Here is a 24,501-nt window from a genome sequence, read left to right as displayed (position 1 = left end):
ATAATTTTAAATGTTGAAGAGTAAAAAGGAGGGCGAAAATATGAGAGTCACCTTTTTGGGTCATGCGGTTTTTTTGTTGGAAACTAATAAGAAGAATATTTTAATTGATCCATTTATTACAGGGAATCCATCTTTTCCAAAAAATTTTTCGTTACCAAAGATTGATTATATATTAGTAACTCACGGACATGGGGATCATATAGGTGATACTGTAGAGCTTTCCGAAGAATTCAATGCCACAGTTATTTCAAATTTTGAAATATGTAGTTATCTACAATCAAAAGGTGTGAAAAAAGTACATCCAATGCATATTGGAGGGGCAACAAATTTTGAATTTGGAAAGTTAAAGATGACTCCTGCACTTCACGGTTCTGGAATAATAGAAGGGCATGACATCATATATGGGGGTAATCCGGGTGGATTTGTAATATATGGTGAGAAATCTATATACCATGCGGGAGATACAGGGCTTACTAAGGATATGGAACTTTTAAAGGGTGTGGATATTGCACTTTTGCCAATTGGTGGAAATTTTGTTATGGATGTAGATGATGCCGTAAAAGCTGTAGAGTTTATACAACCAAAGATGGTAATACCTATGCATTATAACACCTGGGATGTGATAAAAGCTGATGTGGATAGATTTAAATTGGAAGTTGAGAAATTAAATGTAAATTGTGTAGTATTAAGACCAGGGGAAAGTTTGGAGGTATAATGTGAAAAAAACGATACTAGTCATTTTATTTATATCTTTGAGTATGTTTTCGTTAAGCATCCCTCGGTATATAGGAAAAGAAGATGTTTATATTGAATTTGAGGGACTACTAGGTTTTTTTGATGGAATTCCAATAACCGAAAATAGGATTAGTGGGCTTGATTTTGAGGATGGGGCACACTCGTTGAGATTGGTGGGAAGTTATCAAGAATTCTTGTTTAAGATCATAGTTGATACGGTTCCTCCTACTTTAGTGAATTTTTCAATAAGAGATCCAAACCTTGTAATATTTAAAACTCCGGTATATGAAGTAGATTATAATAGTAGATTGAATTTTTTTGAAAGAAAACTTGAAAAAACGGTTAAGAGGTATGATGTTAATCCCATGGTTGTCTGTGGTATGGATGATGCGGGAAATGTAGGAAATTTTATCTACATTCCTCCCAGTGTAGAAAATATTACACCGCTTGATTCAAAAACTCCTATATCTGGAATATTTGATAAGAATATACTTTTGAGTTCAAAATCTCCTTACAAGATTGTGGGAAAAATTCTTGTTCCGGAAAAATCTGTTTTGCTTCTTGAGAAGAACGTTGAATTAAAAACTATAGGTGTTGGAAATATAGTTGTAAAGGGTACAGTGTATGTTCCAAAGAATGTTAAGTTTACGGGAAACTTGAAATTTGAAGTTGAAGAAAATGGAACATTTTATCTTGAAGGAAGGGAGTATAAAGGTGAAGTTTCATCAAATGGTGGAAAATTGGTTTTTCTAAAAGACATAAATTTACCAATATTAAATTTAAGCAAAACAAATTTAGTGGTTATTAAGGATTCAACAGTAGACAGGTTAAATGTAGAACATGTAGGATTGTTGGTATTGGAAAATTCTACGATTACTAATTTAAATATTGCAAACACAAGAAAGGTAATTATTAACAAGTTAAACAACAACACTTTTATGGCGGAAGGATTAACTAATATGGATATTTTTTCTCTCTCATCTCAAAGTTTTAATGCAAGTGATTTTTCAAGAGTTGTAGTGACTCATTCAAATATAGAAATGCTTTCTTTGAAAAGGGGGATGTATTTTCATGGTAAGGAAAATATCGTGGTTAATTTAAATATGGAAATGTATTCAATCGCTAAGATTTTTAATACTAGTATAAAAAAACTTGAGCTTATAAGATCAAAGGTATTTAAAAGACTGTCAAATATAGAAAACACAAAGAGTGATAAATTTTCGAGCATAGAAAACTTTTAAGTGAGGTGAATTAATTTGAAAAGTGTGCTTTTTGGTTTGCAGTGGGGGGATGAAGGAAAGGGAAAGGTGACGACTTTTTTTTCAAAAGGTTATGATTTTGTTGTAAGGTATAGTGGAGGAAGTAACGCGGGACATACTGTGGAATATGAAAATTTTAAAATGATACATCATTTACTTCCATCAATACACTTAAAATACGATGTTGGTGCAATTATTTCAAATGGTGTGGTACTTGATATTGAACAACTTGTGAAAGAAATTGAAGAATATAAAGAGAAAAATGGAAAAGAACCAAAATTGTATATTTCTGATTTGACACATGTAGTCTTACCACATCACAAGTTATTGGATAAAAAAATAGAAGAGATAAAAGGAAAAAGTGCAGTTGGGACAACGAAAAAAGGTATAGGACCTGCATATGCGGATAAAGTGCACAGAATAGGTTTGAGAATTGCAGATTTTGAATACAACTTTGTAGATAAGTGGGATTTTTTGTCAAACTTTTACAAAGAAATGTATGGAATAGAAATAGATAGGTATGATGGTATTTTAAAGGCTTATGAAAGTATTAAAAAGTTTGTTGTTCCACATGGAAAAATAATAGACTTAATTGAAAACAATAAGATTTTATTTGAAAGTACACAAGGGGTTTTATTAGATGTGGATGTTGGAACTTATCCATTTGCTACAGGAACAAATTGTAACACAACAGGTATTCAAAGTGGAGTTGGATATCCCGTCAAAGTGAACAAATTTCTAGGTGTTTTCAAGGCATACCTTACTAGGGTAGGGAATGGACCATTTCCAAGTGAAGCACTTGGTGAAGAAGGAGAACATCTTAGAAGAATGGGACATGAGTTTGGTGCGACAACGGGGAGACCTAGAAGATGTGGATGGTTGGATATTCCTTTAATGAAATACGCGATTAAGGTTTCTGGTGCTACTGAATTAGTTATGACAAAGAGTGATATCTTAAATGGTTTTGAAAAAATACCAGTTTGTGTAGGATACGACGTAGATGGAGAAAAAATAACAAAAGTAGAAAGTATGTCACTTCTTGATAGGGCAAGACCTATATATGAATATTTTAAGGGATGGAAAACCCATGATTCACAAGAATTTTTGGATTTTGTAAATTTCTTGGAAAAGGAATTGGAAAGAAAGATTAGTTATATTTCAGTAGGTCCAAAAGTTGAGCAAATAGTGGAATTATAAGGAGGGATAAATATGGATTGTGTTTTTTGTAAAATAATAAGAAATGAGATACCTTCTGAAAAGGTGTACGAAGATGAAGATTTTATAGTCATAAAAGATATAAAACCCGTTGCACCAATTCATCTTCTAATTATTTATAAAAAACATGTGGAAAAAATACATGAATTATCCGAAGATGATCAAAGACGTTTTTGGAAGATATTTTACATAATAAAAGAGTTAAGCGATAAATTGGGGTTTAAAGAATATAGAATAGTGCAGAACAATGGAAAGAACGCGGGGCAAGAAGTACCACATATACACTTTCACGTAATTTCAGGTAGAAAATTTGGAGGTATAGGATAAGGAGATGATAAAATCAAGGCAATTGTGTATTTACCTGTAAAGCCAGAAATTGCAAAAGAACAGAATTTACCCGTTAAATTGCCCATTTTAGCTGAGGATATGCCTTTAATTAGCGAGATTAACAAGATTCCACTAGATGTAATACTAAGGGGATTAGAGGCTCAATATTCTGTGGAGAAAAATGAATATTGGGCATCTTATCTTACCTATTTCTATTATGAAAAGTTTAAAGAACTCTTAAACGATGAAAATTATGAGAAAGCAAGAAATTTTTTGGAAAAAGCAAAAAATGTAATGTATGATTACAGGTACCATTTTTATTATGGATTATTATTTTCAAAAGTTGGAGATTACGATAATGCAGAAGTTGAATTAAAACGTTCTATTTCGCTTAACCCCACTTTTTATTTGGGATATTACGAACTTGGAAATGTTTTGTATTTAAAGAAAGAATACGATGAATCCGTTGAAATGTATATGAAAGCCTTTGAGATTAACAAGGACTTTGCACTTCCCTTGTTAAAAGTAGGTGATGCGTATTTTGAAAATGGTCAGTATAAAGATGCGGAAATTGCATACCAAGCAGCTTTGAAGGTGGAAAAATTATCTCAAATTTTTCTTAGATTAGGTGTTTTGTACAATACCACACAAAGATTTGAAAAAGCAGAGAAAGTTTTTAAAGATGGTTTGTCAATTGAGTATAAACCGGAGATTGCGTATAATCTGGCATATACGTTATCAAAACTTGGAAAACATCTTCAAGCGTTGCAGGTGTTAAAAGAGTTATCTAAAAACTTCCCGTCTTTTGAGGTTTACAACGAGTTGGGATTGCAGCAAAAATTATTGGGGTTATATGAAGAAGCAAGTGAGAGTTTAAAGCTTGCAGGTGAAGAGTACAGGGAAAATTATTTAAAATCTTTGTTATTTATTGATGGATATAAAGACTTTATTTTAAACGAATTAGAAAAATTTGATCCAGAATATGTTGCTTTTTTAAGAAAGGCTAGGCAAGAGAAAGATTTGATAGAGAGTAAGTTAGAAAAAATTCACTTTCCTTTTAAAGAACTTGAGTATGCATTTGATTTTACCAACGATGAGGGAGAGGTTATTTTAGGAGAACTTGAAAGGTATAGGAATTTTCCTTTTAACCAAAGGATAGCACTTGTTATTTCAAGTGGATATATTGCCGGTGCCGATCCAATTTTAATAGAGAAGAATCTAGCCAAATCTTCATTTTTACTCTTTGATATAGACGAAGCAGTGGTGTTTTACAAAGTAATTCAAATCATTTATTTTGGTAGAGTATTTGGTGGCATGCCTTTTTCTGAGATAATTGAAAAAGTACTAGAACAGCTTTCGAATATAAATATTCCACTTTTTAAAAAAATGATTAATATGCTTGAGTACACAAAGACCTCTTTGGATGATTTTTGGGAAAATTTTGAAAAAACAGAGAATCTACCTAATTTCATTTTACAACTAATGGAGCTTTTAAGCTATGAACCGGAAATTAACGATATAAAAGAAGAGACATTTATTGGTAAACTGGCAAAATTATTTATCGAATTATGATTAAAGAAAGCTAGCAAACACGCTGGCTTTCATTTTATTGTTACAATTAAACAAGTTTAACATTTTTACTTGACACTAACTTTTAAATGTGGTAATATTTTGCATAGTGGGAGGTGAGTATTATGGAAAAAGTGCAAAAAATCAAAGAAATTATAGCCGAGCAACTTGGAGTAGATGTTAATGAGGTTACGGAAGAAAAAAGTTTAACAGATGATTTAGGGGCAGATTCTTTAGATATGGTAGATTTAGTTATGGCATTTGAAGATGAGTTTGGAATTAAAGTAGAAGATTCGGATCTTTCTAAAATCAATACGGTTAAAGATATTGTTGATTTAATCAGTCAAAGAGTATAAAAGGAAGGCGTGAGCCTTCCTTCTTTTTAAAAACAAGCCCGGGGAATAACCCCGGGTATTTTTTACATTGGGAAATATCCTCTTTTTTTGACTGCTTCTGCAACTCTTCCAATTGCCACAATGTAAGCAGCTGTTCTCATGTCTGTGTTGTATTTTTGTTTTGTTGCGTATACTTCGCCGAAGGATTTAGTCATAATCTTATGCAATTTCTTTCTTATATCATCTACATCCCAGAAGAAGCTTTGAAGGTCTTGTACCCATTCAAAGTAAGATACTGTAACACCACCAGCGTTTGCTAGAATGTCTGGAACTACAAGTACATCTTTTTCAATTAAGATTTCTTCTGCTTCTTCTGTTGTAGGACCATTTGCACCCTCGACTATTATCTTTGCTTTGACGTCTTTTGCAATTTTTCCAGTGATTGCATTTTCAAGTGCTGCTGGGACTAAGATATCAACATCCAATGTGAGTAATTCCTCGTTTGAGATTGGTTTTCCTTTTGGATATCCCTTGATTAATCCACCGTTTTCATCTCTATATTTGATTAAATCGTCAACATCAAAGCCCTCTTCATTGTAAAGTCCACCACTCACATCGCTTACTGCTACTATTTTTGCACCGTATTCTTCTGAAAGTATCTTTGCAGAGAACGAACCTACGTTACCAAAACCTTGAATTGCTACTTTGGCTTTGGAAATGTCTATACCACGTGCTTTACATGCTTCTGCTGCACTGATTGAAACACCACGCCCTGTTGCTTCTGGCCTTCCTTCTGAACCACCAAGATCAAGAGGTTTACCCGTTACGACTCCAAGTGTTGTATTACCTGAGTTCATGCTGTAGGTGTCCATATACCAAGCCATTATCTTTGCATTGGTGTTTACATCAGGTGCTGGGATGTCCTTTGTTGGACCTACCATCATTTGAATTTCAGAGAAGAATCTTCTACTTAATTTCTCAAGTTCCTTTTCGGAGAGCTTTTTGGGATCAACTCTAACTCCACCTTTTCCTCCACCGTATGGAAGGTTAACAACAGCACATTTCCACGTCATCCAGAATGCAAGTGAGGAAACTTCGTCTAAATTTGTTTCAGGGTGATATCTTATACCGCCTTTTGCAGGACCTCTTGCCGTATTGTGTTGAACTCTATATCCTTCAAATATTTCTACTCTACCATCATCCATTACTACTGGAAAATGTACTACCAACGATCTTTGTGGCCAAAGCAAAAAGTTTCCAATGTTTGGATCTAAATCCATGAGTTTTGCTGCTTTTAAGAATTGATGTTGTGCCATTTTATAGAGTGGACCTGGTGCTTCTAATCTGCCTAATTCACTTAATTTCATTTTTTAAACCTCCCTATTGTGTTGTAGTACACCTAAATTATTACTTAAAATACTTGATTTTTCAATGCCGATATTTTGTGAAAATCCTAACATAAATCATTTTCCAGGCAAAATATTTGTATTTTCTTTTTTTTACTAAATTATGCTTTAAAAATAAAAAAGCTGGTCGTATGACCAGCTTAGGATAATCCTATTATATTTCCATCTTCGTCTATATCTATGTTAGTTGCGTTTGGAATTTTCGAAAGTCCTGGCATTCTCATTATTTCACCAGCTAGAGCTACTACAAATCCAGCGCCAGCGGATAACTCAAAATCCCTTATTGTAAAATCATAATTTTTTGGTGCGTTTATTTTCTTGGGGTCATCAGATATACTTGATTGAGTTTTTGCAACAATTACTGGTAAGTTTTCAAATCCATGGCGTTTTAGGAATTTTAATTTACTCTTTGCTTTATCTGTGTATATAACTTTTTTTGCCCTATAGATTTTTGTTGCAAGTGTTTCAAGTTTCTCCTCTATGGACATATTGAAATTTACAATTGGTGTATGTGGGGTTTCTGAGATGTTTTCAGTTACAAGCTTTGCAAGATCTATTGCGCCTTCACTTCCCATTTGAAATGCCCTTAAAAATGCATGTGGAGCGTTACAGTTATTTGAAAATGCTTTTAATTCATTTTCGGTATCTGTTGGAAATACATTTAATGCTACTACTACTGGTACGTTATAGAGTTTTAAATTTTCAATGTGTGTTTTTAGATTATCCATACCTTTTAGCATTGCGTCTACATTTTCTTTGGACAAATCATTTTTATTTACCCCACCATGGTATTTTAATGCTTTTATTGTTGCTACCAATACAACAGCATTTACATTGAAATTGGCAACTTGTGTGACAAAATCTAAGTATTTTTCTGCACCTAAATCTGCGGCAAATCCCGCCTCAGTAACGACGTAATCTGCTAATTTTAGTGCCATTTTTGTAGATATTATGCTATTTGTACCATGAGCAATATTTGCAAAAGGTCCACCATGAATAAACGCCGGTGTGTTTTCTATTGTTTGTACAAGATTTGGTTTAATCGCATCTTTTAAAAGTACTGTAAGAGCGCCTTCTATTTTTAAATCTCTGACTTTTATTAGTTTTTTATCAAAGCTTTCTGCAAGTACTATATTTCCAAGTCTTTCTTTTAAATCTTTTAAGTCTTTTGCAAGACAGAGTATCGCCATTATTTCCGATGCAGCGGTTATTATAAATCCATCTTCCCTTGGAAGACCATTTGTATTTCCGCCAAGTCCTACAACGATTTGTCTTAGTGCACGATCATTCATATCCATTGTTCTCTTCCAGAATACTTTCGCGGGATTTATTTTTAATTCATTTCCAAATTTAATGTGTGAATCTATTACAGCGGATATTAGGTTGTGTGCAGATGAAATAGCATGAATATCTCCTGTAAAGTGTAAGTTTATATTTTCCATGGGAAGCACTTGAGAATATCCACCACCTGCTGCACCACCTTTAATACCAAAAACAGGTCCAAGCGAGGGTTCTCTTAACGTTACTATGGATTTTTTTCCCAATTTGTTTAATGCCATTGAAAGACCAATACTCGTTGTAGTTTTCCCCTCACCTGCGGGAGTTGGGGTTATAGCAGTTACTAATATGAGTTTTCCATCTTTTCTTTCGCTTATTTTTTTTAAAAAGTTTAGATTTACTTTTGCAATGAATTTTCCGTATGGTTCAATGTATTCTTCATCGATACCTATTTCCTTTGCTATTTCCGATATTTTTTTTAACTTTGCCTCCCTTGCGATTTCGATATCAGATTTCATATCTTTCACCCCTTTCAATAACGAATGTAGTATGAGTTGAGTTTTTTAAATACATATTTAATCCCATTTGATTGCATAACTTTTTAACTATATACAATCCCAATCCATGACCTTTTGAAGTTCTAGATTTTGAAAATTTCTCAAAAATTTTTTCTTTAAGCTCTTTTGGTATGCCTTGCCCATGATCTTTAATTTCTATTTTGTCTTTTTGAAGTAAGATTTCAACAGGAGGTTTTCCGTGTATTAATGCATTTTTGATCAAATTTTTAATGACAATTTCCAGGGCTTCTTTGTTTGCTTCTATAGTACCATCTCCGGATATTACCACATTGTTGTCTGTTATAATACCTTCAATAAAAGGTCTTAGATGTATTTGTTCTTTTTCAAGTTCATAATTTTTTGAAATCATTATCATATTTTCAACTAATTCTCTCATTTTGTTTGCAGATTGTACAATGTTTTCAATACCTTCTTTTAAAATCTCTTTGTTTTTCATGCCCCATCTTTGTAGCATTTTTGAATAACCAATTAGATTTGCTATAGGGGTTTTTAATTCGTGAGAAACATTTGAAACAAATTCCTCTTGTAATTTGTAATTTTTTTCAACTTTATCCATTAACTCGTTGAATTTTTCAACGAGTTCTTCAACTTCGTCGTTGGTGTGTGGATTTATAAACCTATAGTTGAGATCGTTTCCTGTTAGTTTTGAAATCTTATTTACAAAGTCATGTAAGTGTTTTAACGATTTTTTAGTTATAAAATAGGTGAGTGTACTTATCAATGTAATAGAAATTAAAAATAAAATGATGATCTTTTTTTTAATGTTTAATATGGATTCTTCAATGGGGGTAATATCTTTTCCAAAAATAGTGTTTTGCTTTTTTACAAATAAATAAGTTCTATCGCTTATTTTTACTTTTCCTTCTTTTTTAACAATCCCTATGTTATATGGATCCAAAATTAAAATACCATTCCTTAATATGTATATATCTTTTCTCATAAAAGGTTGCATCATATGTCCCTTTGGATTCGTTCTTAGCAAATCTTCTTTCGTGGATTTTATCATTAGTGAATCTATAGTAGAGTACAAAAATATTAATACCAAAGCTAAAATTGTAGTTGAAATTAAAGTGACAATGTACGTAACTTTAGTTGAGATGCTCATTTTTTTCCTCCAAGATTTTTTTAATCTCTGGAATTTTAACAATGTATTTTGTACTACACCATTTACATTCAACTTCCACGTCTTCATTTTTTTCTAAAATTTCTTTTAATTCTTCAATTTTTAATAATCTTATTGAATCTATGGCTTTTTCATGTGAACAACTACATTTAAATTGGACGTTGTGTTTTTCTATTTTTTCAATTTTATCACCAAAGACATACTCTAATGCATCTATTGCAGAATGGTTTTCCAAAAAGTTAGTTATTGGAGTGATCTCTTTGAATTTTGTTTCAATTTCTATAATGCTTTTTTGGGAAAGGGATTTATCCAATATTTGAATAATAATTCCACCAGCACGTTTAATCCCATTTTTGTCCACTAAGACTCCTAAAGCTATAGCACTTGGAATCTGTTCAGAAGTGGCAAAGTAATGAGCTAAATCTTCTGCTATTTCACCACTAACTAATTTGGATGGTGTAACATAAGGGGTTTTTAAACCTAAGTCCTTTACAACTTTTAAAGTTCCATTACCTATTGCTTTTTTGATATCAAATTTATCGTCTTTGTTTAAAAAAGTTTCTACCACTTTGGGTGTAACATATCCCCTTACATCTCCGTTGTTTTTTGCTTGGGCAGCAATATATTTTATCTTGTTACTCCCTTCAACTATGTAAGTAAGTGTTTCGTTTTGCGAAAGCCATGGAATCATAAGTGAAACGCCGGTTAACAATCTTCCAAGTGCAACGGCTGTGATAGGAGATAGGGAATGTTTATTTGTTACCTCTTGGATAATATTTGTACTATCAATAACCGAAAACCTTACCCTAGCGTTGTATGCAATACCGTTTGTAACCAAATTTAATCACTCCTTAATTTGCATATTTCATGGTAACCTCTTTAACAGATTCAAAATTATCCGAAAACATTACTTTTTTTACTTGAAAATTGATTAGTTTGTTTTTGTATATGGTTTCCAAGAGCGCATCTACATGTGATTGAGAGGGAACAAAAAGGATAGGTAAAATATGGTATTCCGAGTCTCCAAGAAGTACAAGCCAATAATACGTGTTCCCCATAATTCCACCTCCTCGTTTTTTTGCGGTTCTTTTAGATTAGAACTTTAGTGCTGGTGGAACTTGGAACACTTACTATATTACTATAGTTATATTATACACTATTCTAAAAATATTTTTAATATGGTAAAATAAGTACAAAAGTAAAAAAATAAAAAAAGGAAGGAGTAGAATAGTGAAATGGGAATTGAAAAAAATTAATACCGAACTTTCAGAAAAGTTGGCTGAGGAATTGGATATTCCTCTACTTACGGCGCAATTACTAGTTTCCAGAGGTTATCTTACACCTAAAGATGCGTATAAGTTTATCAATCCATCAAAAGACGATTTGCGCTCTCCATTTTTATTGAAAGATATGGATAAAGCTGTTAAATATCTCTTACTTGCCCGTGAAAAAGGGTACCCTGTTTTTGTGTATGGAGATTATGATGTAGACGGTATAACGGGTACTGCAACCTTAGTGTCTTTCCTTTCTAAGTATGGTTGGAAGGTGGATTACTATATACCTAATCGTCTTGATGAAGGATATGGTATACAACCTGAAATTGTGGAAAGATTCTATAAGAACGGGTTTAAGGTGTTGTTAAGTGTAGATTGTGGTATAACAAGTTTTGAAGCTGTAGAACGGGCAAAAGAGTTGGGAATGTATGTAATAATAACTGATCACCATACTATCAAGGATGAAATTCCGAAAGCTCATGCGGTTGTTGATCCAAAAAGGGAAGATGAAATGTATCCTTTTAGGGACTTTGCGGGTGTTGGCGTGGCGTATAAGCTAATTTCTGCATTGGGACAAAAGTTAAACCTTAAAGATGAAGAAATCAATGAAGTCTTGGATATAGTTGCACTTGGAACAATAGCGGATATGGTGGATCTGGTAGATGAAAATAGGTATATTGTAAAAGAAGGATTGAAAAAACTCAATGAAACAGATAGGATTGGTCTTGTGCAACTGATGAAAAAACTTAATATTACAAATATTACCAGTCAAGATATTGGTTATAGGTTAGCTCCCAAGCTCAATGCAGCAGGTAGATTGTATTCCGCAGAGGATGCTTATAAACTGATTACAACTAATAATCTTTCGTCTGCTGAACAACTTGCAGAGATTTTAATGGGATATAACTTTACAAGACAAGAGATAGAAAATAAGATATTTAAAGAGGCTGTTAACAAAATAGAAAGTTCAAAGATAAAAGATTTACCTATTTTGATAGTCGCTGGCGAAAAATGGCATGCGGGTGTTTTAGGAATTGTTGCTACAAAGCTTGTACAAAGGTACAATAAACCTTCTCTTGTTGTATCACTTGAAGAGGGAATTGGCAGGGGTTCTGGTAGAAGTGTAGATGGTGTTGATATTTTGGAAGTACTTTCCAAGTTTTCCGAGTATTTTGAAGAAATTGGTGGACACCCTATGGCAGTTGGATTTAGTATAAGACAAGAAAAAATTAACGAGCTTATCGATGTGATTTCAAAAAAATTTGGTGACAGTCATTTTGAAGTGGATTCTAAATTGGAAGTAGACGCTGTTTTGGATTTAGATGATGTTGGAGATAATGTAATAAAGGCTTTAAGTTATTTGGAGCCGTTTGGACATGGGAATCCTGAACCTGTTTTTTTGATAAAAAATAATTTGGTTGAAAGAATAAGGTTCTTTGGAAATTTTGGAGCAAATGTAAGAATGGTGTTAAAGAGTAAAAATAAAAATACCGTTGAAGGAATAGGATTTGGTTTAAAAAAGAACTATTATGATATTCCAGCAATTCACGCGGTTTTAACTTCATTGGATATTGTGGCTAACATAAGACAAAATGGTGTTGGTCCATTTTTGAATATCTTGGATTTTAAAATTTCTTCTGAGTATGAGGAAGATTATAAAGATAAATACTTTATATATTCCTTTACAAACGATTGGAAAAGCCAAAAAGGAGACGAATTTAGGGATTTTTGGGATAGTAGTGAACTTTCCCAAAGGTATGAAAGAATTGAAAAGTACCTTTTTAAAGAAAAACCATTTGTTTTGCAATCAGATTTGTTGACTAGGAACGCTTTTTTGCTTTATTTAATGAATAAAGGTAGAACGCTAGTGATAAATCCAACAAATATCGAGGCTTTGCATGTTTATGAAAGCTTGTCCAGGCATTCACCTGATGGAATAACTTTTGTTAACTCATTAAATAGAAATTATTCAAAACATGTTATTACAAACCCTATAATGATTACTGAAGGTAAAATTCCTTTAGATGATTTTGACTTCATAATTTTGAATGAAATACAGATTTTGTCTTCACTGTCGTATGAATTATATGAAAAATTATTAAAAAAATTAGAGGAAAAAGATTTTGTTGTTACGAGTTTGTATAAGTTTGAAAGTAACATTCCAATTTTTTACGAAGAAAAGAAGATAAATTTTGGACTGGAAGATAAGCGGAATTCCAAAAAAACGATTGAACACGAAATTAATTCAATTGCATTTTTGTTTTCAAACTATTCATATGTGACAAAGTTTTATGAAAAACTAATTTCTAGAAGGTATGAATTTAAAGATTTGGTGTTTTACAGTCCTATATTAAAACCGTTTCAAAAGTGTGTGATTAGTAGTTTAATAAAAAAAGGAAGGATAAAAAAATTGGTTTCTTCAACTAATTCTGATGGATTACCCTCAATGTTAGAAAATGGTGCAGAAGTTAGAATATTTGATTTTCCGTTAAGCATAAAAGAGTTAATAGATGCAGTATCTGGTGATTCTTATGTAATCTTGCAACTTTATTATAACAGTGAAGATGCTTTAAAGAGAAAAAATCATCTTTTGAAAATTTTTCCAGATAAGAAGAGATTAGAAGAAGCAGTTTTAAGATTTTACGATTTAAAGATAGATAATAAAAATAAATTTATAGATTTTTCAAAAGATGTAAATATTTCTCCAAAGGTGTTAAAACATGCAATTCTTGATTACAAGAACGACAAAAAAATACTTAGAATTCTTGAAAGGGAGTTGGAACTTTCTTATTTTGAAAAATACACTATGACACTTTTAAATGCATCTATTAAAGATATTTACAAGATGATCGAGGAAAGAGAGATGTACGATGTTTATCTTAATATTTAGGGGGAAATATGATTTTAGCACTAGATTATGGAGATAAAAAAACAGGATATGCTATTGGAAGTGATTTTATATCAAAAAGTGGAACAGTAAATACCACGCAATTGAATAAGTTGTTGGAAAAATTTCAAAAAGTAGTTTTAGGTATACCGCTTTCCATGAGTGGAAATTATTCTAAGCAAAGTTTTAAAGTTTTAAAATTTGCTTACAAATTAAAAAGAAAAGGCATAGATGTATTTTTAATAGATGAAAGATTAACCACCAAGATGGCTTTATCTTTTAATGCAAAAGATGACGATGCATTTAGTGCCAGACAGATCTTTATGGACTATATTAAAAACCCCATACTTTCCCAGAAATTTGTACTTGAAAAATTTTTAGATGTTGAATTTGATTGTGAAGATGTTGAAGATGTACTTTACTATGAAGTTACTCCTGTTAAGGGTAGAAAAGGAGATGCTCTAACTAGGAATTTTTCCATTGCGTTTTTGCATATGAAAGAAAAAAATTTTGTTTACAGGAATGAAGATACAATTGAAAAAAAGTATAATTTGGTTATTGTAAATGAAAAATTCAAAGATGTTGTGGATAAATTTTTAAAAAATGGTGGTAAAATTATATTGGTTTAGTGCCTGTAGCTCAATTGGAGAGAGCCCTGGACTCCGGATCCAGAGGTTGCGGGTTCAAATCCCGCCAGGCACGCCAAGAATTTGAAAGGGGGTAAATTATGGATTTAAATGATATACTGTTATCTAAGAAATTAGATGTACTTGTAGTTTTAAACATTGAAGGCTCAAATAAACCTACTACAAGGTTTATTTCTGGTTTTACTGGAAGTTTTTCTGGTGTAATTTATTCAAAAGATAGAAGGATAATAATTACTGATTCTAGATATTGGGAACAGGCAAAAATGGAATCGGAGTTTGAACTTGTAAAATACAAGGCAGATAAGCGTTTTTTGGATATTATAGTTGAGTATTTAAAGAAGATGAATGTAAATAGGGTGGGAATAGAAAAAGATAGGACTTTGACGAAACATTTTGAGTATTTAGCAGGACATTTAGATGTTGAATTTGTAGATGTTTCAATTGAGTTGTTAAAATTAAGGGCTGTAAAAACAGAGAGTGAGATTGAAGATATTAGAAAAGCTGTATATATTGCAGAAGAGGCTTTTAAAAAGACATTAGAAATAGTAAGACCGAAGATTACAGAAAAAGAAGTTGCAGCATATTTGGAATATCAAATGAAATTATTAGGCGGAGATAAGTTTTCATTTGAGACTATAGTAGCGTCTGGTTGGAGAGGAGCACTCCCGCATGGTATAGCAAGTGATAAAGAAATTGAGATTGGAGAACCAGTGGTAGTGGATTGGGGAGCGTATTTTAATGGGTATGCAAGTGATTTAACGCGTGTATTTTGTATAGGAGAACCAAGTGATGAGGTAAAAAATGTACACAGCATAGTTATGAAAGCACAACAAGAGGCCATCGAAATAGCACGTGCAGGGTTAACTGGTGCGGAAATTGACAAAGCAGCAAGGAATTATATAACTGAGAAAGGATATGGCGAATACTTTGGACATTCTTTGGGACATGGTATTGGTTTGGAAGTTCATGAAGAACCTAGATTAAGTTTTACAAATAAAGAACCTCTTCCAAAAAATTCAATTGTTACAGTAGAACCTGGTATATACCTTCCAAAAAAATTTGGAATTAGGATAGAAGACGATATATTGTTAACAGATAATGGTTGTGAAGTTTTGTCAAGTCTTCCAAGAGATATCTTTGTAGTATGAAGAAAAACAATATAGTTAAAGAACTAAATAAGTTGAATTTGGTAACTATATTTGGTGCAACTATCCTTGGAAATGTAATAATTTCATATTTTATTGGAAATTTTTTGGATAAGATTTTTAATACGGAAAAATTATTTACTATCGTATTTCTCTTTTTTGGCGCGATTTCGGGATTGTACAATGCCATAAGGCAGATGCTAAAAGAGGTTGAGAAGGTAGACAGACGTGAAAAAGGTGATTAAAAGTTATGTAAATGTTATAATAATTTTGGGAATTATTGGTACGATACTGGGAACGATTTTGACAAATTATGAACGAAGTTTTATTTTTAGTTACGTTTTAGGTACAATTGGTGCTGTTTTATACGTATTTTCTCTTTATTACGATATAATTAACTTGGGTTTAAAGAAAAGGTCTAAAAAGGGTTATTACATAAGATATTTGTTTTCTGCAAGTCTTTTTCTACTAGTTGGTGTATTGTTTAAAGAGAAAGTATTAGCTTTGTTAGGTGTTTTTTTAGGACTTATAAATGTTAAAATAGGAGCTTATATAGTGGGTTTTCTGATTGGAGGTGAAAATAGTGAAAAAAAAGATTAGTTGGTTTCTAGTAGTTTTTTTGATAATTTATACTGTTTTGGGGATAATAAATGCATTATATTTTGTTCCAAAAGATACAGCTGAAGTTACAAGAGGACTTGCCAATAGATGGATTATACAGCTTTCAGATGAAAAAGCGTGGTATACTAGGATAAATCCACTTACTATTATTATGAGTTGGACTATAATAATTGGATTGATAGTTTTTGCAGTACGTGTGGGGAAGAATTTTAAAGTTATTCCAGACAGAAGACAATCATTTGCAGAGTCCATAATGGATTTTATGTATGAGGTTGTAGAAAGTGTTATAGATGATCCAAAGTTTGTTAGGCCCACATTTGCAATTGCCACAACGTTGTTTTTGTATATATCAATCTCGAATATAATTGGTGGTGCAATGCCAGGACTTAATGTAAACGTAGTTGATGAGCACGTTAAGTTTACCCTTTTCCAAGATACGTGGTTTTCACCAACTGCGGATTTAAATACAAATTTAACATATGCGTTAATGGTTTTTGTGATAAGCCATGCTTTTGCGATTAAAGCAAAAGGTTTTGGTGGTTGGTTAAAATCATGGCTTGAGCCTATGCCTATAATGTTGCCTATGAATATAATAGGAGAACTTGCAAAACCTATTTCACACTCTTTGAGGTTGTTTGGAAATATTGGTGGAGGAGCTATTTTAACATTTATTTTGACATATTTAGTTAAATATCTATTTATGCCAGTTTTCTATTGGGCGTATTTTGGGATTTTTGTTGGTTTAGTTCAAGCTTTGGTATTCTCAATGCTTGCGGTGGCATATATTTCAGAAAAAATATCATAAGGAGGTTGGTAGTTATGGAAAAGAGCTTGGCAGATGCATTAGTTATAATGGGAAAAGCAATTGGTGCAGGATTGGCAATGGGTATCGGTGCTATTGGACCTGGTATAGGTGAAGGTAACATAGGTGCTCATGCAATGGATGCAATGGCAAGACAACCTGAGATGGTTGGAACAATTACTACACGTATGTTGATTGCAGACGCAGTTGCAGAATCTACAGGAATTTACTCACTTTTAATTGCATTTCTTATACTTCTTACCTTATAATGTGAGGCGATATTTATGGATATGTTTGAAATCAATTTGACATCAGTAATTCAACTGATGAGCTTTTTGTTGCTTTTGTACGTTTTAAAAGTATTTTTATACGATAAGTATTTTCAAGTTATGGATGAAAGAAAGGAAAAGATTGAAGGAGAAATAAAAAAAGCTGAGCAATTGAGAAAAGAAGCAGAGGAATTAAAATTACAATCACAAGAAGAATTGAGAAAATTGAGAGAAAATGCAGATTCTATAATAAACAAAGCCAAAGAAGAAGCAGAAAAAATAGTACAAGATGCAAAGAAAAAAGCAGAAATTGAAGGAGAAAAAATAATTACTGCTGCAAGAGAAGAAATAAAAAGAGAAAAGGAAGAAATGTTAAAAGAAGTCGAGCAAAAAGTTGGTGAAATAGCAGTGGTTCTTGCTATGAAGATCTTAAAAGGGACATTGGATGAGAAGGCCAAACGAGAATACCTTATTAAAATGTTAAAGGAGAAGGAAAAATGAGGTATTCTACTATTGCTTCAAAATATGTTAGTGCATTGTTGAAGATTGGAAAAAAATTAAATAAATTGGAAGAATATGGCCAGTTTTTAAAGGTTTTGGATATTGTTTATGAGAATTATAGAAGTTTTTTTGATAATCCAACGGTGAAGGTTTGGAAAAAAGTGAGTGTTATTAAGGAAGCGTTGAATAAATACAGTGATGATATTTTTCTAAATTTTGTTTCTCTAATTTTTGAAAATAAGAGGCAAAAATTTATTCCACAAATGGTAATTTATTACAAGTACGCGTCTGTAGATATTGAAAATAAGATATTAGTGGATGTAAAGAGTGCTGATAAACTTTCTGATGAGGAGAAAAAGGCTATCGAAGAGTTTGTTAAAAGGTATGTAGATAGAACACCAGTTATTGAAGAAAAAGTGGATAAAACACTTATAGCAGGTGCGGTAATTGAATTTGCGGGAAAAATGATTGATGTCTCGGTTAGTGGAAGACTCAATAAGATTGCAAGGGAAGTTTTTTCCTTGAGAAAGGGGTGACATTTTGAGAATAAATCCCGGAGAAATTGTAAAAGTATTGGAATCAAAGATAGAGGGTTTTAAAGAGGAGATAAATTTAGATGATGTTGGAAAGGTTATACAAGTAGGTGACGGTATTGCCCGTGCATATGGATTAAATAACGTTATGGCAAATGAAATGGTAGAATTTGTAGAAACGGGTACAATTGGTGTTGCTTTTAATTTAGAAGAGGATAATGTAGGGATAATTATATTAGGTGATTACAAAGACATCAAGGAAGGACACACGGTAAAAAGATTAAAAAAGATCATGCAGGTTCCAGTTGGTGAAGAATTGTTGGGAAGAGTTGTAAATCCTTTGGGTGTGCCAGTTGACGGTCTTGGCCCAATCAATACAACGGAATATAGAGATGTTGAAGTGAAAGCGCCAGGTGTTATATATAGAAAGCCAGTTGATACTCCTCTACAAACTGGTATTAAATTAATTGATGCCCTTATACCAATTGGTAGGGGGCAAAGGGAATTAATAATAGGAGACAGACAAACTGGTAAGACTGCTATAGCCATCGATACAATTATCAATCAAAAGGGAAAAGGTGTTTATTGTATTTACGTGGCGATTGGACAAAAAGCATCGGCGGTTGCACGTTTAGTAGATAAGCTAAAAGAAGAAGGTGCTATGGAGTATACTACTGTAGTTGTTGCAAGTGCTGCTGATAATGCATCTTTGCAGTATATTGCTCCTTATTCAGGATGTGCAATGGGAGAATATTTCATGTACAATGGAAAAGATGCACTTGTGATATACGATGATTTATCAAAACATGCAGTTGCGTATAGACAGCTTTCACTTCTGCTAAGAAGGCCACCTGGACGTGAAGCGTATCCTGGTGATGTTTTTTATTTGCATTCTAGATTACTTGAAAGGGCCGCAAGGCTTGATGATAAATATGGTGGTGGATCACTAACTGCACTTCCAATTATAGAAACACAAGCAAATGATATTTCTGCTTATATTCCAACAAATGTCATTTCAATTACCGATGGACAAATTTATCTAGAACCATCTCTGTTTTATGCAGGACAGAGACCTGCGGTAAACATAGGTCTTTCAGTATCTCGTGTTGGTGGAGCCGCACAAGTCAAAGCTATGAAAAAAGTAGCAGGATCTCTAAAACTTGATCTTGCACAATACCAAGAATTAGAAACATTTGCACAATTTGCAACGGAACTTGATCCTGCAACGCAGGCACAGATTACAAGAGGTCAAAGGTTAATGGAGTTAATGAAGCAAGAGCAATACGCACCACTTGAGGTGGAAGATCAAGTTGTTGTGTTATACGCAGGTATAAATGGATATTTAGACGATTTGGAAGTTGAAAAAGTTAAAGAATTCGAAAAGAGACTTTTACAATTTTTAAGGGAGAATAAAAAGGAATTGCTTAACAAAATAAAAGAAACAAAAGATTTAAATGAAGAAACGGAAAAAGAGTTGAAAAATGCCATAGAAGAATTCAAAGGTGAATTTGTGAAAGTGTACGGGAAGTGATTTAAATGAGTAGGGGTAAATTACTTTTAATAAAGAAAAGGGTCCAAGCAACGGAGTCTTTGAAAAAAATTACAAAAGCCATGGAAATGGTGGCTACTGCAAGGGTAAAAAAAATAGAAAAAAGCTTACAGGGTGTAAGGGAATTTTTGGATGAGACCGTCAGGATGATAAAGAATATAGAACTTATAGGCGAACATCCATTCTTAACGGGGAATGGGAAAAAGGCGTTAATCGTTATATCAACAGATATGGGGTTGTGCGGGGCATTTCCCACTGAAATAGGAAGAGCATCTTTGAATTTTATTGAGAAAGAACAGATAGAGTATGTTTACGCTATAGGTAATAAAAGTATTCCATTTTTTAGAAAACATCCAAAAACAAGAAGAATATACGAACGTGCATACGATATTCCTAATTTTGATTTTTCTAAAACTTTGACTAATGATTTACTAAACGATGGAGTTGGAATTATCTATGTTGCATATGGAAAGTTTAAAAATAGGTTGATCCAAAAACCAGAAATTGTTAAATTAACACCAATAACTTTTGAAGGTGTAAAATCTTCAAGGTATGAATTTGAGCCAGATATAGAAATGTTAACAAAGAAAGCAGTGGAATTCATGGTAGCGACTAGTATATATTCGTATGCTTTTGAAACGAAAGTAAGTGAGTTATATGCAAGACAAAATGCAATGAGAAATGCAACCGAAAATGCAGAAGAGGTGATCAGAGAATTAACACTTGAATACAACAAGGAAAGGCAAGCATCGATTACCCAGGAGCTTATAGAAATAGTTTCTGGCGCTCAAGCATTGCAAGAGGAATAATCTTAAAGGAGCGTGATAAAGTGTCAAAGAAATCTAAAGGAAAGATTTTAAGAGTAATAGGTCCTGTAGTGGATGTTCAATTTGATGAGGAGGAACTTCCAGATATATATGATGCTTTAGAGGTTGTAAATCCTCAAACTGGTAAAAAGCTTATTTTAGAGGTTGAACAGCTCATAGGTGATAACGCTGTAAGAACAGTTGCACTTGACACTACAGATGGATTAATGAGAGGTCTTGAAGTTATAAATACAGGTGAACCTATAAAAGTTCCTGTGGGAAAAGGTGCTTTGGGAAGAATGTTTAACGTTATAGGTGAGCCAATTGATGGATTGGAAAAAGTTGAAAATGTAGAATATTGGCCGATACACAGAACTCCACCATCCATTACTGAACAATCCACATCGGTTGAGATATTGGAAACAGGTATAAAGGTTATAGACCTTCTTGCTCCGTTCCCAAAAGGTGGAAAAATAGGATTTTTTGGTGGCGCAGGTGTTGGAAAAACTGTTTTGGTTATGGAATTGATAAGGAATATAGCAATTGAGCACCATGGTTTTTCCATGTTTGCCGGTGTTGGTGAAAGAACAAGAGAAGGTAACGAATTATACCTGGACATGGAAGAAGCGGAAGTGCTTGACAATACCGTGTTGGTTTTTGGACAAATGAATGAACCCCCTGGGGCAAGGTTTAGGGTGGCTCTGTCTGCGTTGACTATTGCAGAGTACTTTAGAGATGTTGAAGGAAGGGACGTTTTGTTATTTATAGACAATATTTTTAGGTTTGTTCAGGCTGGTAGTGAAGTATCAGCACTTCTTGGAAGGATGCCATCTGCAGTGGGATATCAACCCACCCTTGCGACGGATATGGGAGAACTTCAAGAAAGGATTACCTCCACAAAGAAGGGATCAATTACTTCGGTGCAGGCAATTTACGTTCCCGCTGATGATATTACCGATCCTGCTCCTGCTACAACATTTACTCACCTTGATGCTACTGTAGTTTTGTCAAGAAGAAGAGCAGCTTTAGGGCTTTATCCTGCTGTGGATCCATTAGATTCTACTTCAAAGATGTTGGATCCTAATGTAGTGGGTCAGGAACACTATGAAGTGGCAAGAGGTGTCCAAGAAGTATTGCAAAGATACAAAGATTTGCAAGATATCATTGCAATTCTTGGTATGGAAGAACTATCGGAAGAGGATAAACTAATAGTTCAAAGGGCCAGAAAGATAGAAAGATTCTTGAGTCAACCTGTGCACGTTGCTGAGAAATTCAGTAATATTCCTGGAAAATATGTGCCAGTTAGTGAGACAATAAGAGGATTTAAAGAAATATTAGATGGAAAGCATGATGACTTACCAGAAATGGCATTTTACATGGTTGGTACTATAGATGAGGCAGTTGAAAAGGCCAAAAAATTACAAAAAGCGTGAGCAATTTTGCTCACGCATTTTTTGGAGGTGAAGAATTTGCGCCTAAAGATATATTATCCAAATGGTTTGTATTTTGATAAAGAAGTAGATATTGTTACCGTAAGAACAGAAGTGGGAGAAATGGGAATTTTAAAGGATAGGGCTCCGATTATAGCAAAGTTAAAAGTAGATAAAGTAATTGCAAAAAAAAACGATGAAAAATTTGAGTATATAGTTGATGATGGTTTTTTACATTGTGATGGTGAAAATGTTATAATAATAACAGAGGATGTTAAGGATGAAATAAATCCTCATGAGTATTTGGGGGGATAGGAAATGGTTGCATTTATTGTTGATTCATCTTTTGATAAACCCGATGTAGAATTGAAATATCCTATTTTTTATGCGCCTTTAAGAGTGTATATTGATGGTAGAGAGTATATTGATAAGGAAAATTTAACCGTTGATGATTTTTACGGCATGCTAGATAAGGCAGAAACTTTTTCTACTTCATTGCCAAATCCCAAGGAAACGGAAGATTTGCTAAAAAAATTATTGGAAAGTTATGAACATGTATATATGCTTTCTATATCTAGTAAATTAAGTGGAACATACAACATGTTTAAAGCAATTAGTGCCCCGTATAAGGATAGAGTAACTGTTTTGGATTTAAAAAGTGCTAGTGTTGAATTGTATGTGCTATATAGAGGAATTGTTCATTATTTGGAAAAAGGGGTAAAGATTACCCAGGAGCTTGTTGATGAGTTAAGAAAGAATACGAAACTTCTTTTTGGGGTAATGTCTTTAAAATACTTAGAAAAGGGAGGAAGAATAGGTAAAGCAAAAGCACTGTTGGGTAGAATATTAAAAATAAAACCCATTTTGAGTGTGGACAGTGATGGAACGGTAGAATTGGTTGCAAAAGATAGGAAATTTTCGGGTGTAGTTGACAAGATAATTGAACTTGGTGAGGATTTTATAAAAAAACAGGGGATAAAAAAACCATATATATTAGCCGGATATGGAAGCCAAAAATACAAAAAATATTTAGATAGACTAATTGAGCATTTTAATATAAAGGATATTGCCCAGATTAGTGCAGCAGTGGGAGTACATACAGGTCCCGAGGTATTTGGGATTGTTATAGGTCAGTTTTAATTTGAAGGGGGGGACAGGAGGTATACCTCCAATTTATGGAAAAAAATTTAGAAAAGTTATTTTCAAATCAGTTGCCAAGCGATGATTTGGTGGTATTTTCTTCTATTCTTTTTTCAATAGGTTTTTCATCAAATTTATTTTTTAGTTTTGTTCTAAAAAATATATTTGTGTCGAATACCATATTTTTTATTGGACTACTTGGTTATATCATAGTTTTATGGAAATGGTGTCTTAAAATTCCAGATATATCCGAAAATAATAAAATAATTTTTTATTTCTACATAATATTTTCTATTACGTTTAGTTTTTTGTCATATTTTTTTCCTTTGCTGTTTATTATTTCAGCATCACTTGTGGTATCATTGATATTGATAGTAGATAAAAAGATAAATGAAAGTAATGTTTTGTTGAAAACTCTCTTTTTGATTTTAACGTTGTCTTTTTATCTTTTAGAATTTGCACCACATGTAAACTTTAGACTTAGAAAAATTCAGGAAAACCAGTAGGAGGTGATTTTATGGATTTTCGTGTTTCAACAAAAGGTGTAGAAATTACCGATGCAATTAAAAATTACTTAGAAAAGAGGTTAGAGAAGGTAGATAGGGTTATTGAGGATAATGTACATCTAGATATTAAATTTGAGAAAGATTCTTCAGAGTATGTAGGAAAAATAATGGTGCATTATTTGGGAAAAGACATTATTGTTTCGGAAAAATCCATGGATATTTATAATTTAATTGATATTTTAACAGATTCTTTTGAAAAGAAGATTAAAAGAGAAAAAGATTATGTAAGGCCTACGCATAAGGCAAATAATAAAGGACTAGGTGAAATTTTCAAGGATGAGATGCCAGAGGGAGAAAAGGATGAGAAGATTTCAAATGTAAAGAGAGTTAATTTGATGATAACTAGTTTAGAAGAAGCAATTGCACAAATGGAAGTAATGAATCACGAATTTTTTGTTTTTAGAAATATGGAAACTAATGAAATTAATATGTTACTGCGTTTGAAAAATGGAAAATTTATTTTATATGAATTTCAGGAATAAAAAAAGCACCCATATGGGTGCTTT

At 32.8% G+C, this 24,501-nt stretch carries 27 protein-coding genes and 1 tRNA gene; 23 read left to right on the top strand and 5 right to left on the bottom strand.

What is annotated here, in order from left to right; all coding sequences use genetic code 11:
- The first annotated feature begins 40 nt into the window (after positions 1–40).
- The 6 genes from XJ44_RS02655 to acpP all read left to right on the top strand — a co-directional run bounded on the left by XJ44_RS02655 (position 41) and on the right by acpP (position 5,461).
- Complete coding sequence (locus XJ44_RS02655; protein WP_077197970.1) at positions 41–715, top strand: metal-dependent hydrolase; 675 nt, start codon at positions 41–43, stop codon at positions 713–715.
- A gap of 1 nt (position 716) precedes the next feature.
- Entirely contained in the window at positions 717–1,976 is a 1,260-nt protein-coding gene (locus tag XJ44_RS02650) for a hypothetical protein (protein WP_077197969.1), read from the top strand.
- 15 nt (positions 1,977–1,991) lie between these two features.
- The gene (locus XJ44_RS02645; protein WP_077197968.1) at positions 1,992–3,191 is read left to right on the top strand and encodes an adenylosuccinate synthase; all 1,200 of its coding nucleotides are present in this window, start codon (positions 1,992–1,994) and stop codon (positions 3,189–3,191) included.
- Between the two features lie 12 nt (positions 3,192–3,203).
- Positions 3,204–3,536 (top strand): histidine triad nucleotide-binding protein, encoded by a 333-nt coding sequence (locus XJ44_RS02640; protein WP_075665515.1) that lies wholly within the window; start codon positions 3,204–3,206, stop codon positions 3,534–3,536.
- Positions 3,537–3,560: 24 nt separating this feature from the next.
- Positions 3,561–5,108: a tetratricopeptide repeat protein gene (locus XJ44_RS02635; RefSeq protein ID WP_233119499.1), complete on the top strand. Its 1,548-nt coding sequence runs from the start codon at positions 3,561–3,563 to the stop codon at positions 5,106–5,108.
- A 122-nt stretch (positions 5,109–5,230) separates the two neighbouring features.
- Positions 5,231–5,461 carry an acyl carrier protein gene (acpP, locus tag XJ44_RS02630; protein ID WP_075665514.1) on the top strand — a complete coding sequence of 77 codons (231 nt, stop codon included), beginning with the start codon at positions 5,231–5,233 and terminating at the stop codon, positions 5,459–5,461.
- A 62-nt stretch (positions 5,462–5,523) separates the two neighbouring features.
- On the opposite strand, the gene XJ44_RS02625 is transcribed toward acpP, so the two are convergent.
- From XJ44_RS02625 to XJ44_RS02605, 5 genes are all read right to left on the bottom strand, one after another.
- Positions 5,524–6,807, bottom strand: coding sequence for a Glu/Leu/Phe/Val family dehydrogenase (locus XJ44_RS02625; protein WP_075665513.1), 1,284 nt, complete (start codon positions 6,805–6,807; stop codon positions 5,524–5,526).
- Between the two features lie 179 nt (positions 6,808–6,986).
- Positions 6,987–8,642, bottom strand: coding sequence for a formate--tetrahydrofolate ligase (locus XJ44_RS02620; RefSeq protein WP_077197967.1), 1,656 nt, complete (start codon positions 8,640–8,642; stop codon positions 6,987–6,989).
- Positions 8,632–9,807, bottom strand: a complete 1,176-nt coding sequence (locus tag XJ44_RS02615) for a HAMP domain-containing sensor histidine kinase (protein WP_075665511.1) — start codon at positions 9,805–9,807, stop codon at positions 8,632–8,634. The genes XJ44_RS02620 and XJ44_RS02615 overlap by 11 nt, the downstream gene beginning before the upstream one ends.
- Complete coding sequence (gene hslO, locus XJ44_RS02610) at positions 9,791–10,663, bottom strand: Hsp33 family molecular chaperone HslO (RefSeq protein ID WP_077197966.1); 873 nt, start codon at positions 10,661–10,663, stop codon at positions 9,791–9,793. Before hslO ends, XJ44_RS02615 begins: the two co-directional genes overlap by 17 nt.
- Before the next feature lie 13 nt (positions 10,664–10,676).
- Positions 10,677–10,883, bottom strand: coding sequence for a hypothetical protein (locus tag XJ44_RS02605; protein WP_075665509.1), 207 nt, complete (start codon positions 10,881–10,883; stop codon positions 10,677–10,679).
- A 172-nt stretch (positions 10,884–11,055) separates the two neighbouring features.
- On the opposite strand from XJ44_RS02605, the gene recJ reads away from it, so the two are divergent.
- The 17 genes from recJ to hpf all read left to right on the top strand — a co-directional run bounded on the left by recJ (position 11,056) and on the right by hpf (position 24,477).
- A complete protein-coding gene (gene recJ / locus XJ44_RS02600; RefSeq protein WP_077197965.1) occupies positions 11,056–13,989 on the top strand; it encodes a single-stranded-DNA-specific exonuclease RecJ in 2,934 nt (977 codons plus the stop codon).
- An 8-nt stretch (positions 13,990–13,997) separates the two neighbouring features.
- Positions 13,998–14,615: a RuvX/YqgF family protein gene (locus XJ44_RS02595; protein ID WP_075665507.1), complete on the top strand. Its 618-nt coding sequence runs from the start codon at positions 13,998–14,000 to the stop codon at positions 14,613–14,615.
- Positions 14,615–14,691 (top strand) — tRNA-Arg (locus tag XJ44_RS02590). The genes XJ44_RS02595 and XJ44_RS02590 overlap by 1 nt, the downstream gene beginning before the upstream one ends.
- Before the next feature lie 22 nt (positions 14,692–14,713).
- Positions 14,714–15,781 carry an aminopeptidase P family protein gene (locus tag XJ44_RS02585; protein WP_077197964.1) on the top strand — a complete coding sequence of 356 codons (1,068 nt, stop codon included), beginning with the start codon at positions 14,714–14,716 and terminating at the stop codon, positions 15,779–15,781.
- Complete coding sequence (locus XJ44_RS02580; RefSeq protein WP_077197963.1) at positions 15,778–16,023, top strand: AtpZ/AtpI family protein; 246 nt, start codon at positions 15,778–15,780, stop codon at positions 16,021–16,023. The genes XJ44_RS02585 and XJ44_RS02580 overlap by 4 nt, the downstream gene beginning before the upstream one ends.
- A complete protein-coding gene (locus XJ44_RS02575) occupies positions 16,007–16,378 on the top strand; it encodes an ATPase (protein WP_075665504.1) in 372 nt (123 codons plus the stop codon). The genes XJ44_RS02580 and XJ44_RS02575 overlap by 17 nt, the downstream gene beginning before the upstream one ends.
- On the top strand, positions 16,362–17,204 hold the full coding sequence (gene atpB / locus XJ44_RS02570) for a F0F1 ATP synthase subunit A (protein WP_077197962.1): 843 nt from the start codon (positions 16,362–16,364) through the stop codon (positions 17,202–17,204). Before XJ44_RS02575 ends, atpB begins: the two co-directional genes overlap by 17 nt.
- Before the next feature lie 14 nt (positions 17,205–17,218).
- Complete coding sequence (locus XJ44_RS02565; protein WP_075665502.1) at positions 17,219–17,470, top strand: F0F1 ATP synthase subunit C; 252 nt, start codon at positions 17,219–17,221, stop codon at positions 17,468–17,470.
- A gap of 15 nt (positions 17,471–17,485) precedes the next feature.
- Entirely contained in the window at positions 17,486–17,971 is a 486-nt protein-coding gene (gene atpF, locus XJ44_RS02560; protein WP_077197961.1) for a F0F1 ATP synthase subunit B, read from the top strand.
- Positions 17,968–18,507 (top strand): F0F1 ATP synthase subunit delta, encoded by a 540-nt coding sequence (locus XJ44_RS02555; RefSeq protein WP_077197960.1) that lies wholly within the window; start codon positions 17,968–17,970, stop codon positions 18,505–18,507. Before atpF ends, XJ44_RS02555 begins: the two co-directional genes overlap by 4 nt.
- Before the next feature lie 4 nt (positions 18,508–18,511).
- On the top strand, positions 18,512–20,035 hold the full coding sequence (gene atpA, locus XJ44_RS02550) for a F0F1 ATP synthase subunit alpha (protein WP_077197959.1): 1,524 nt from the start codon (positions 18,512–18,514) through the stop codon (positions 20,033–20,035).
- 5 nt (positions 20,036–20,040) lie between these two features.
- Positions 20,041–20,862, top strand: coding sequence for an ATP synthase F1 subunit gamma (atpG, locus tag XJ44_RS02545; protein WP_075665498.1), 822 nt, complete (start codon positions 20,041–20,043; stop codon positions 20,860–20,862).
- A 20-nt stretch (positions 20,863–20,882) separates the two neighbouring features.
- The gene (gene atpD / locus XJ44_RS02540; protein ID WP_075665497.1) at positions 20,883–22,292 is read left to right on the top strand and encodes a F0F1 ATP synthase subunit beta; all 1,410 of its coding nucleotides are present in this window, start codon (positions 20,883–20,885) and stop codon (positions 22,290–22,292) included.
- A gap of 36 nt (positions 22,293–22,328) precedes the next feature.
- The gene (locus tag XJ44_RS02535; RefSeq protein WP_075665496.1) at positions 22,329–22,604 is read left to right on the top strand and encodes a F0F1 ATP synthase subunit epsilon; all 276 of its coding nucleotides are present in this window, start codon (positions 22,329–22,331) and stop codon (positions 22,602–22,604) included.
- Positions 22,605–22,607: 3 nt separating this feature from the next.
- Positions 22,608–23,429 carry a DegV family protein gene (locus tag XJ44_RS02530; protein WP_075665495.1) on the top strand — a complete coding sequence of 274 codons (822 nt, stop codon included), beginning with the start codon at positions 22,608–22,610 and terminating at the stop codon, positions 23,427–23,429.
- A gap of 35 nt (positions 23,430–23,464) precedes the next feature.
- The gene (locus XJ44_RS02525) at positions 23,465–23,935 is read left to right on the top strand and encodes a hypothetical protein (protein WP_075665494.1); all 471 of its coding nucleotides are present in this window, start codon (positions 23,465–23,467) and stop codon (positions 23,933–23,935) included.
- 11 nt (positions 23,936–23,946) lie between these two features.
- Complete coding sequence (gene hpf, locus XJ44_RS02520) at positions 23,947–24,477, top strand: ribosome hibernation-promoting factor, HPF/YfiA family (RefSeq protein WP_075665493.1); 531 nt, start codon at positions 23,947–23,949, stop codon at positions 24,475–24,477.
- Positions 24,478–24,501 lie beyond the last annotated feature (24 nt).

Origin of the sequence: Thermosipho affectus (genome assembly GCF_001990485.1) — a bacterium.
GTDB lineage: Bacteria > Thermotogota > Thermotogae > Thermotogales > Fervidobacteriaceae > Thermosipho > Thermosipho affectus.
This window is presented reverse-complemented; position numbering and strand designations above follow the sequence as displayed.

What these genes read in the sequence shown, in the direction of transcription:
- XJ44_RS02525 (WP_075665494.1), top strand. Translation starts at nt 23,465, where the DNA reads ATGGAAAAAAATTTAGAAAAGTTATTTTCAAATCAGTTGCCAAGCGAT.
- XJ44_RS02530 (WP_075665495.1), top strand. Translation starts at nt 22,608, where the DNA reads ATGGTTGCATTTATTGTTGATTCATCTTTTGATAAACCCGATGTAGAA.
- XJ44_RS02625 (WP_075665513.1), bottom strand. Translation starts at nt 6,807, where the DNA reads ATGAAATTAAGTGAATTAGGCAGATTAGAAGCACCAGGTCCACTCTAT.
- XJ44_RS02555 (WP_077197960.1), top strand. Translation starts at nt 17,968, where the DNA reads ATGAGGTATTCTACTATTGCTTCAAAATATGTTAGTGCATTGTTGAAG.
- XJ44_RS02655 (WP_077197970.1), top strand. Translation starts at nt 41, where the DNA reads ATGAGAGTCACCTTTTTGGGTCATGCGGTTTTTTTGTTGGAAACTAAT.
- XJ44_RS02565 (WP_075665502.1), top strand. Translation starts at nt 17,219, where the DNA reads ATGGAAAAGAGCTTGGCAGATGCATTAGTTATAATGGGAAAAGCAATT.
- XJ44_RS02620 (WP_077197967.1), bottom strand. Translation starts at nt 8,642, where the DNA reads ATGAAATCTGATATCGAAATCGCAAGGGAGGCAAAGTTAAAAAAAATA.
- acpP (WP_075665514.1), top strand. Translation starts at nt 5,231, where the DNA reads ATGGAAAAAGTGCAAAAAATCAAAGAAATTATAGCCGAGCAACTTGGA.
- XJ44_RS02640 (WP_075665515.1), top strand. Translation starts at nt 3,204, where the DNA reads ATGGATTGTGTTTTTTGTAAAATAATAAGAAATGAGATACCTTCTGAA.
- XJ44_RS02585 (WP_077197964.1), top strand. Translation starts at nt 14,714, where the DNA reads ATGGATTTAAATGATATACTGTTATCTAAGAAATTAGATGTACTTGTA.
- XJ44_RS02615 (WP_075665511.1), bottom strand. Translation starts at nt 9,807, where the DNA reads ATGAGCATCTCAACTAAAGTTACGTACATTGTCACTTTAATTTCAACT.
- XJ44_RS02580 (WP_077197963.1), top strand. Translation starts at nt 15,778, where the DNA reads ATGAAGAAAAACAATATAGTTAAAGAACTAAATAAGTTGAATTTGGTA.
- XJ44_RS02595 (WP_075665507.1), top strand. Translation starts at nt 13,998, where the DNA reads ATGATTTTAGCACTAGATTATGGAGATAAAAAAACAGGATATGCTATT.
- atpG (WP_075665498.1), top strand. Translation starts at nt 20,041, where the DNA reads ATGAGTAGGGGTAAATTACTTTTAATAAAGAAAAGGGTCCAAGCAACG.
- hpf (WP_075665493.1), top strand. Translation starts at nt 23,947, where the DNA reads ATGGATTTTCGTGTTTCAACAAAAGGTGTAGAAATTACCGATGCAATT.
- XJ44_RS02605 (WP_075665509.1), bottom strand. Translation starts at nt 10,883, where the DNA reads ATGGGGAACACGTATTATTGGCTTGTACTTCTTGGAGACTCGGAATAC.
- atpF (WP_077197961.1), top strand. Translation starts at nt 17,486, where the DNA reads ATGGATATGTTTGAAATCAATTTGACATCAGTAATTCAACTGATGAGC.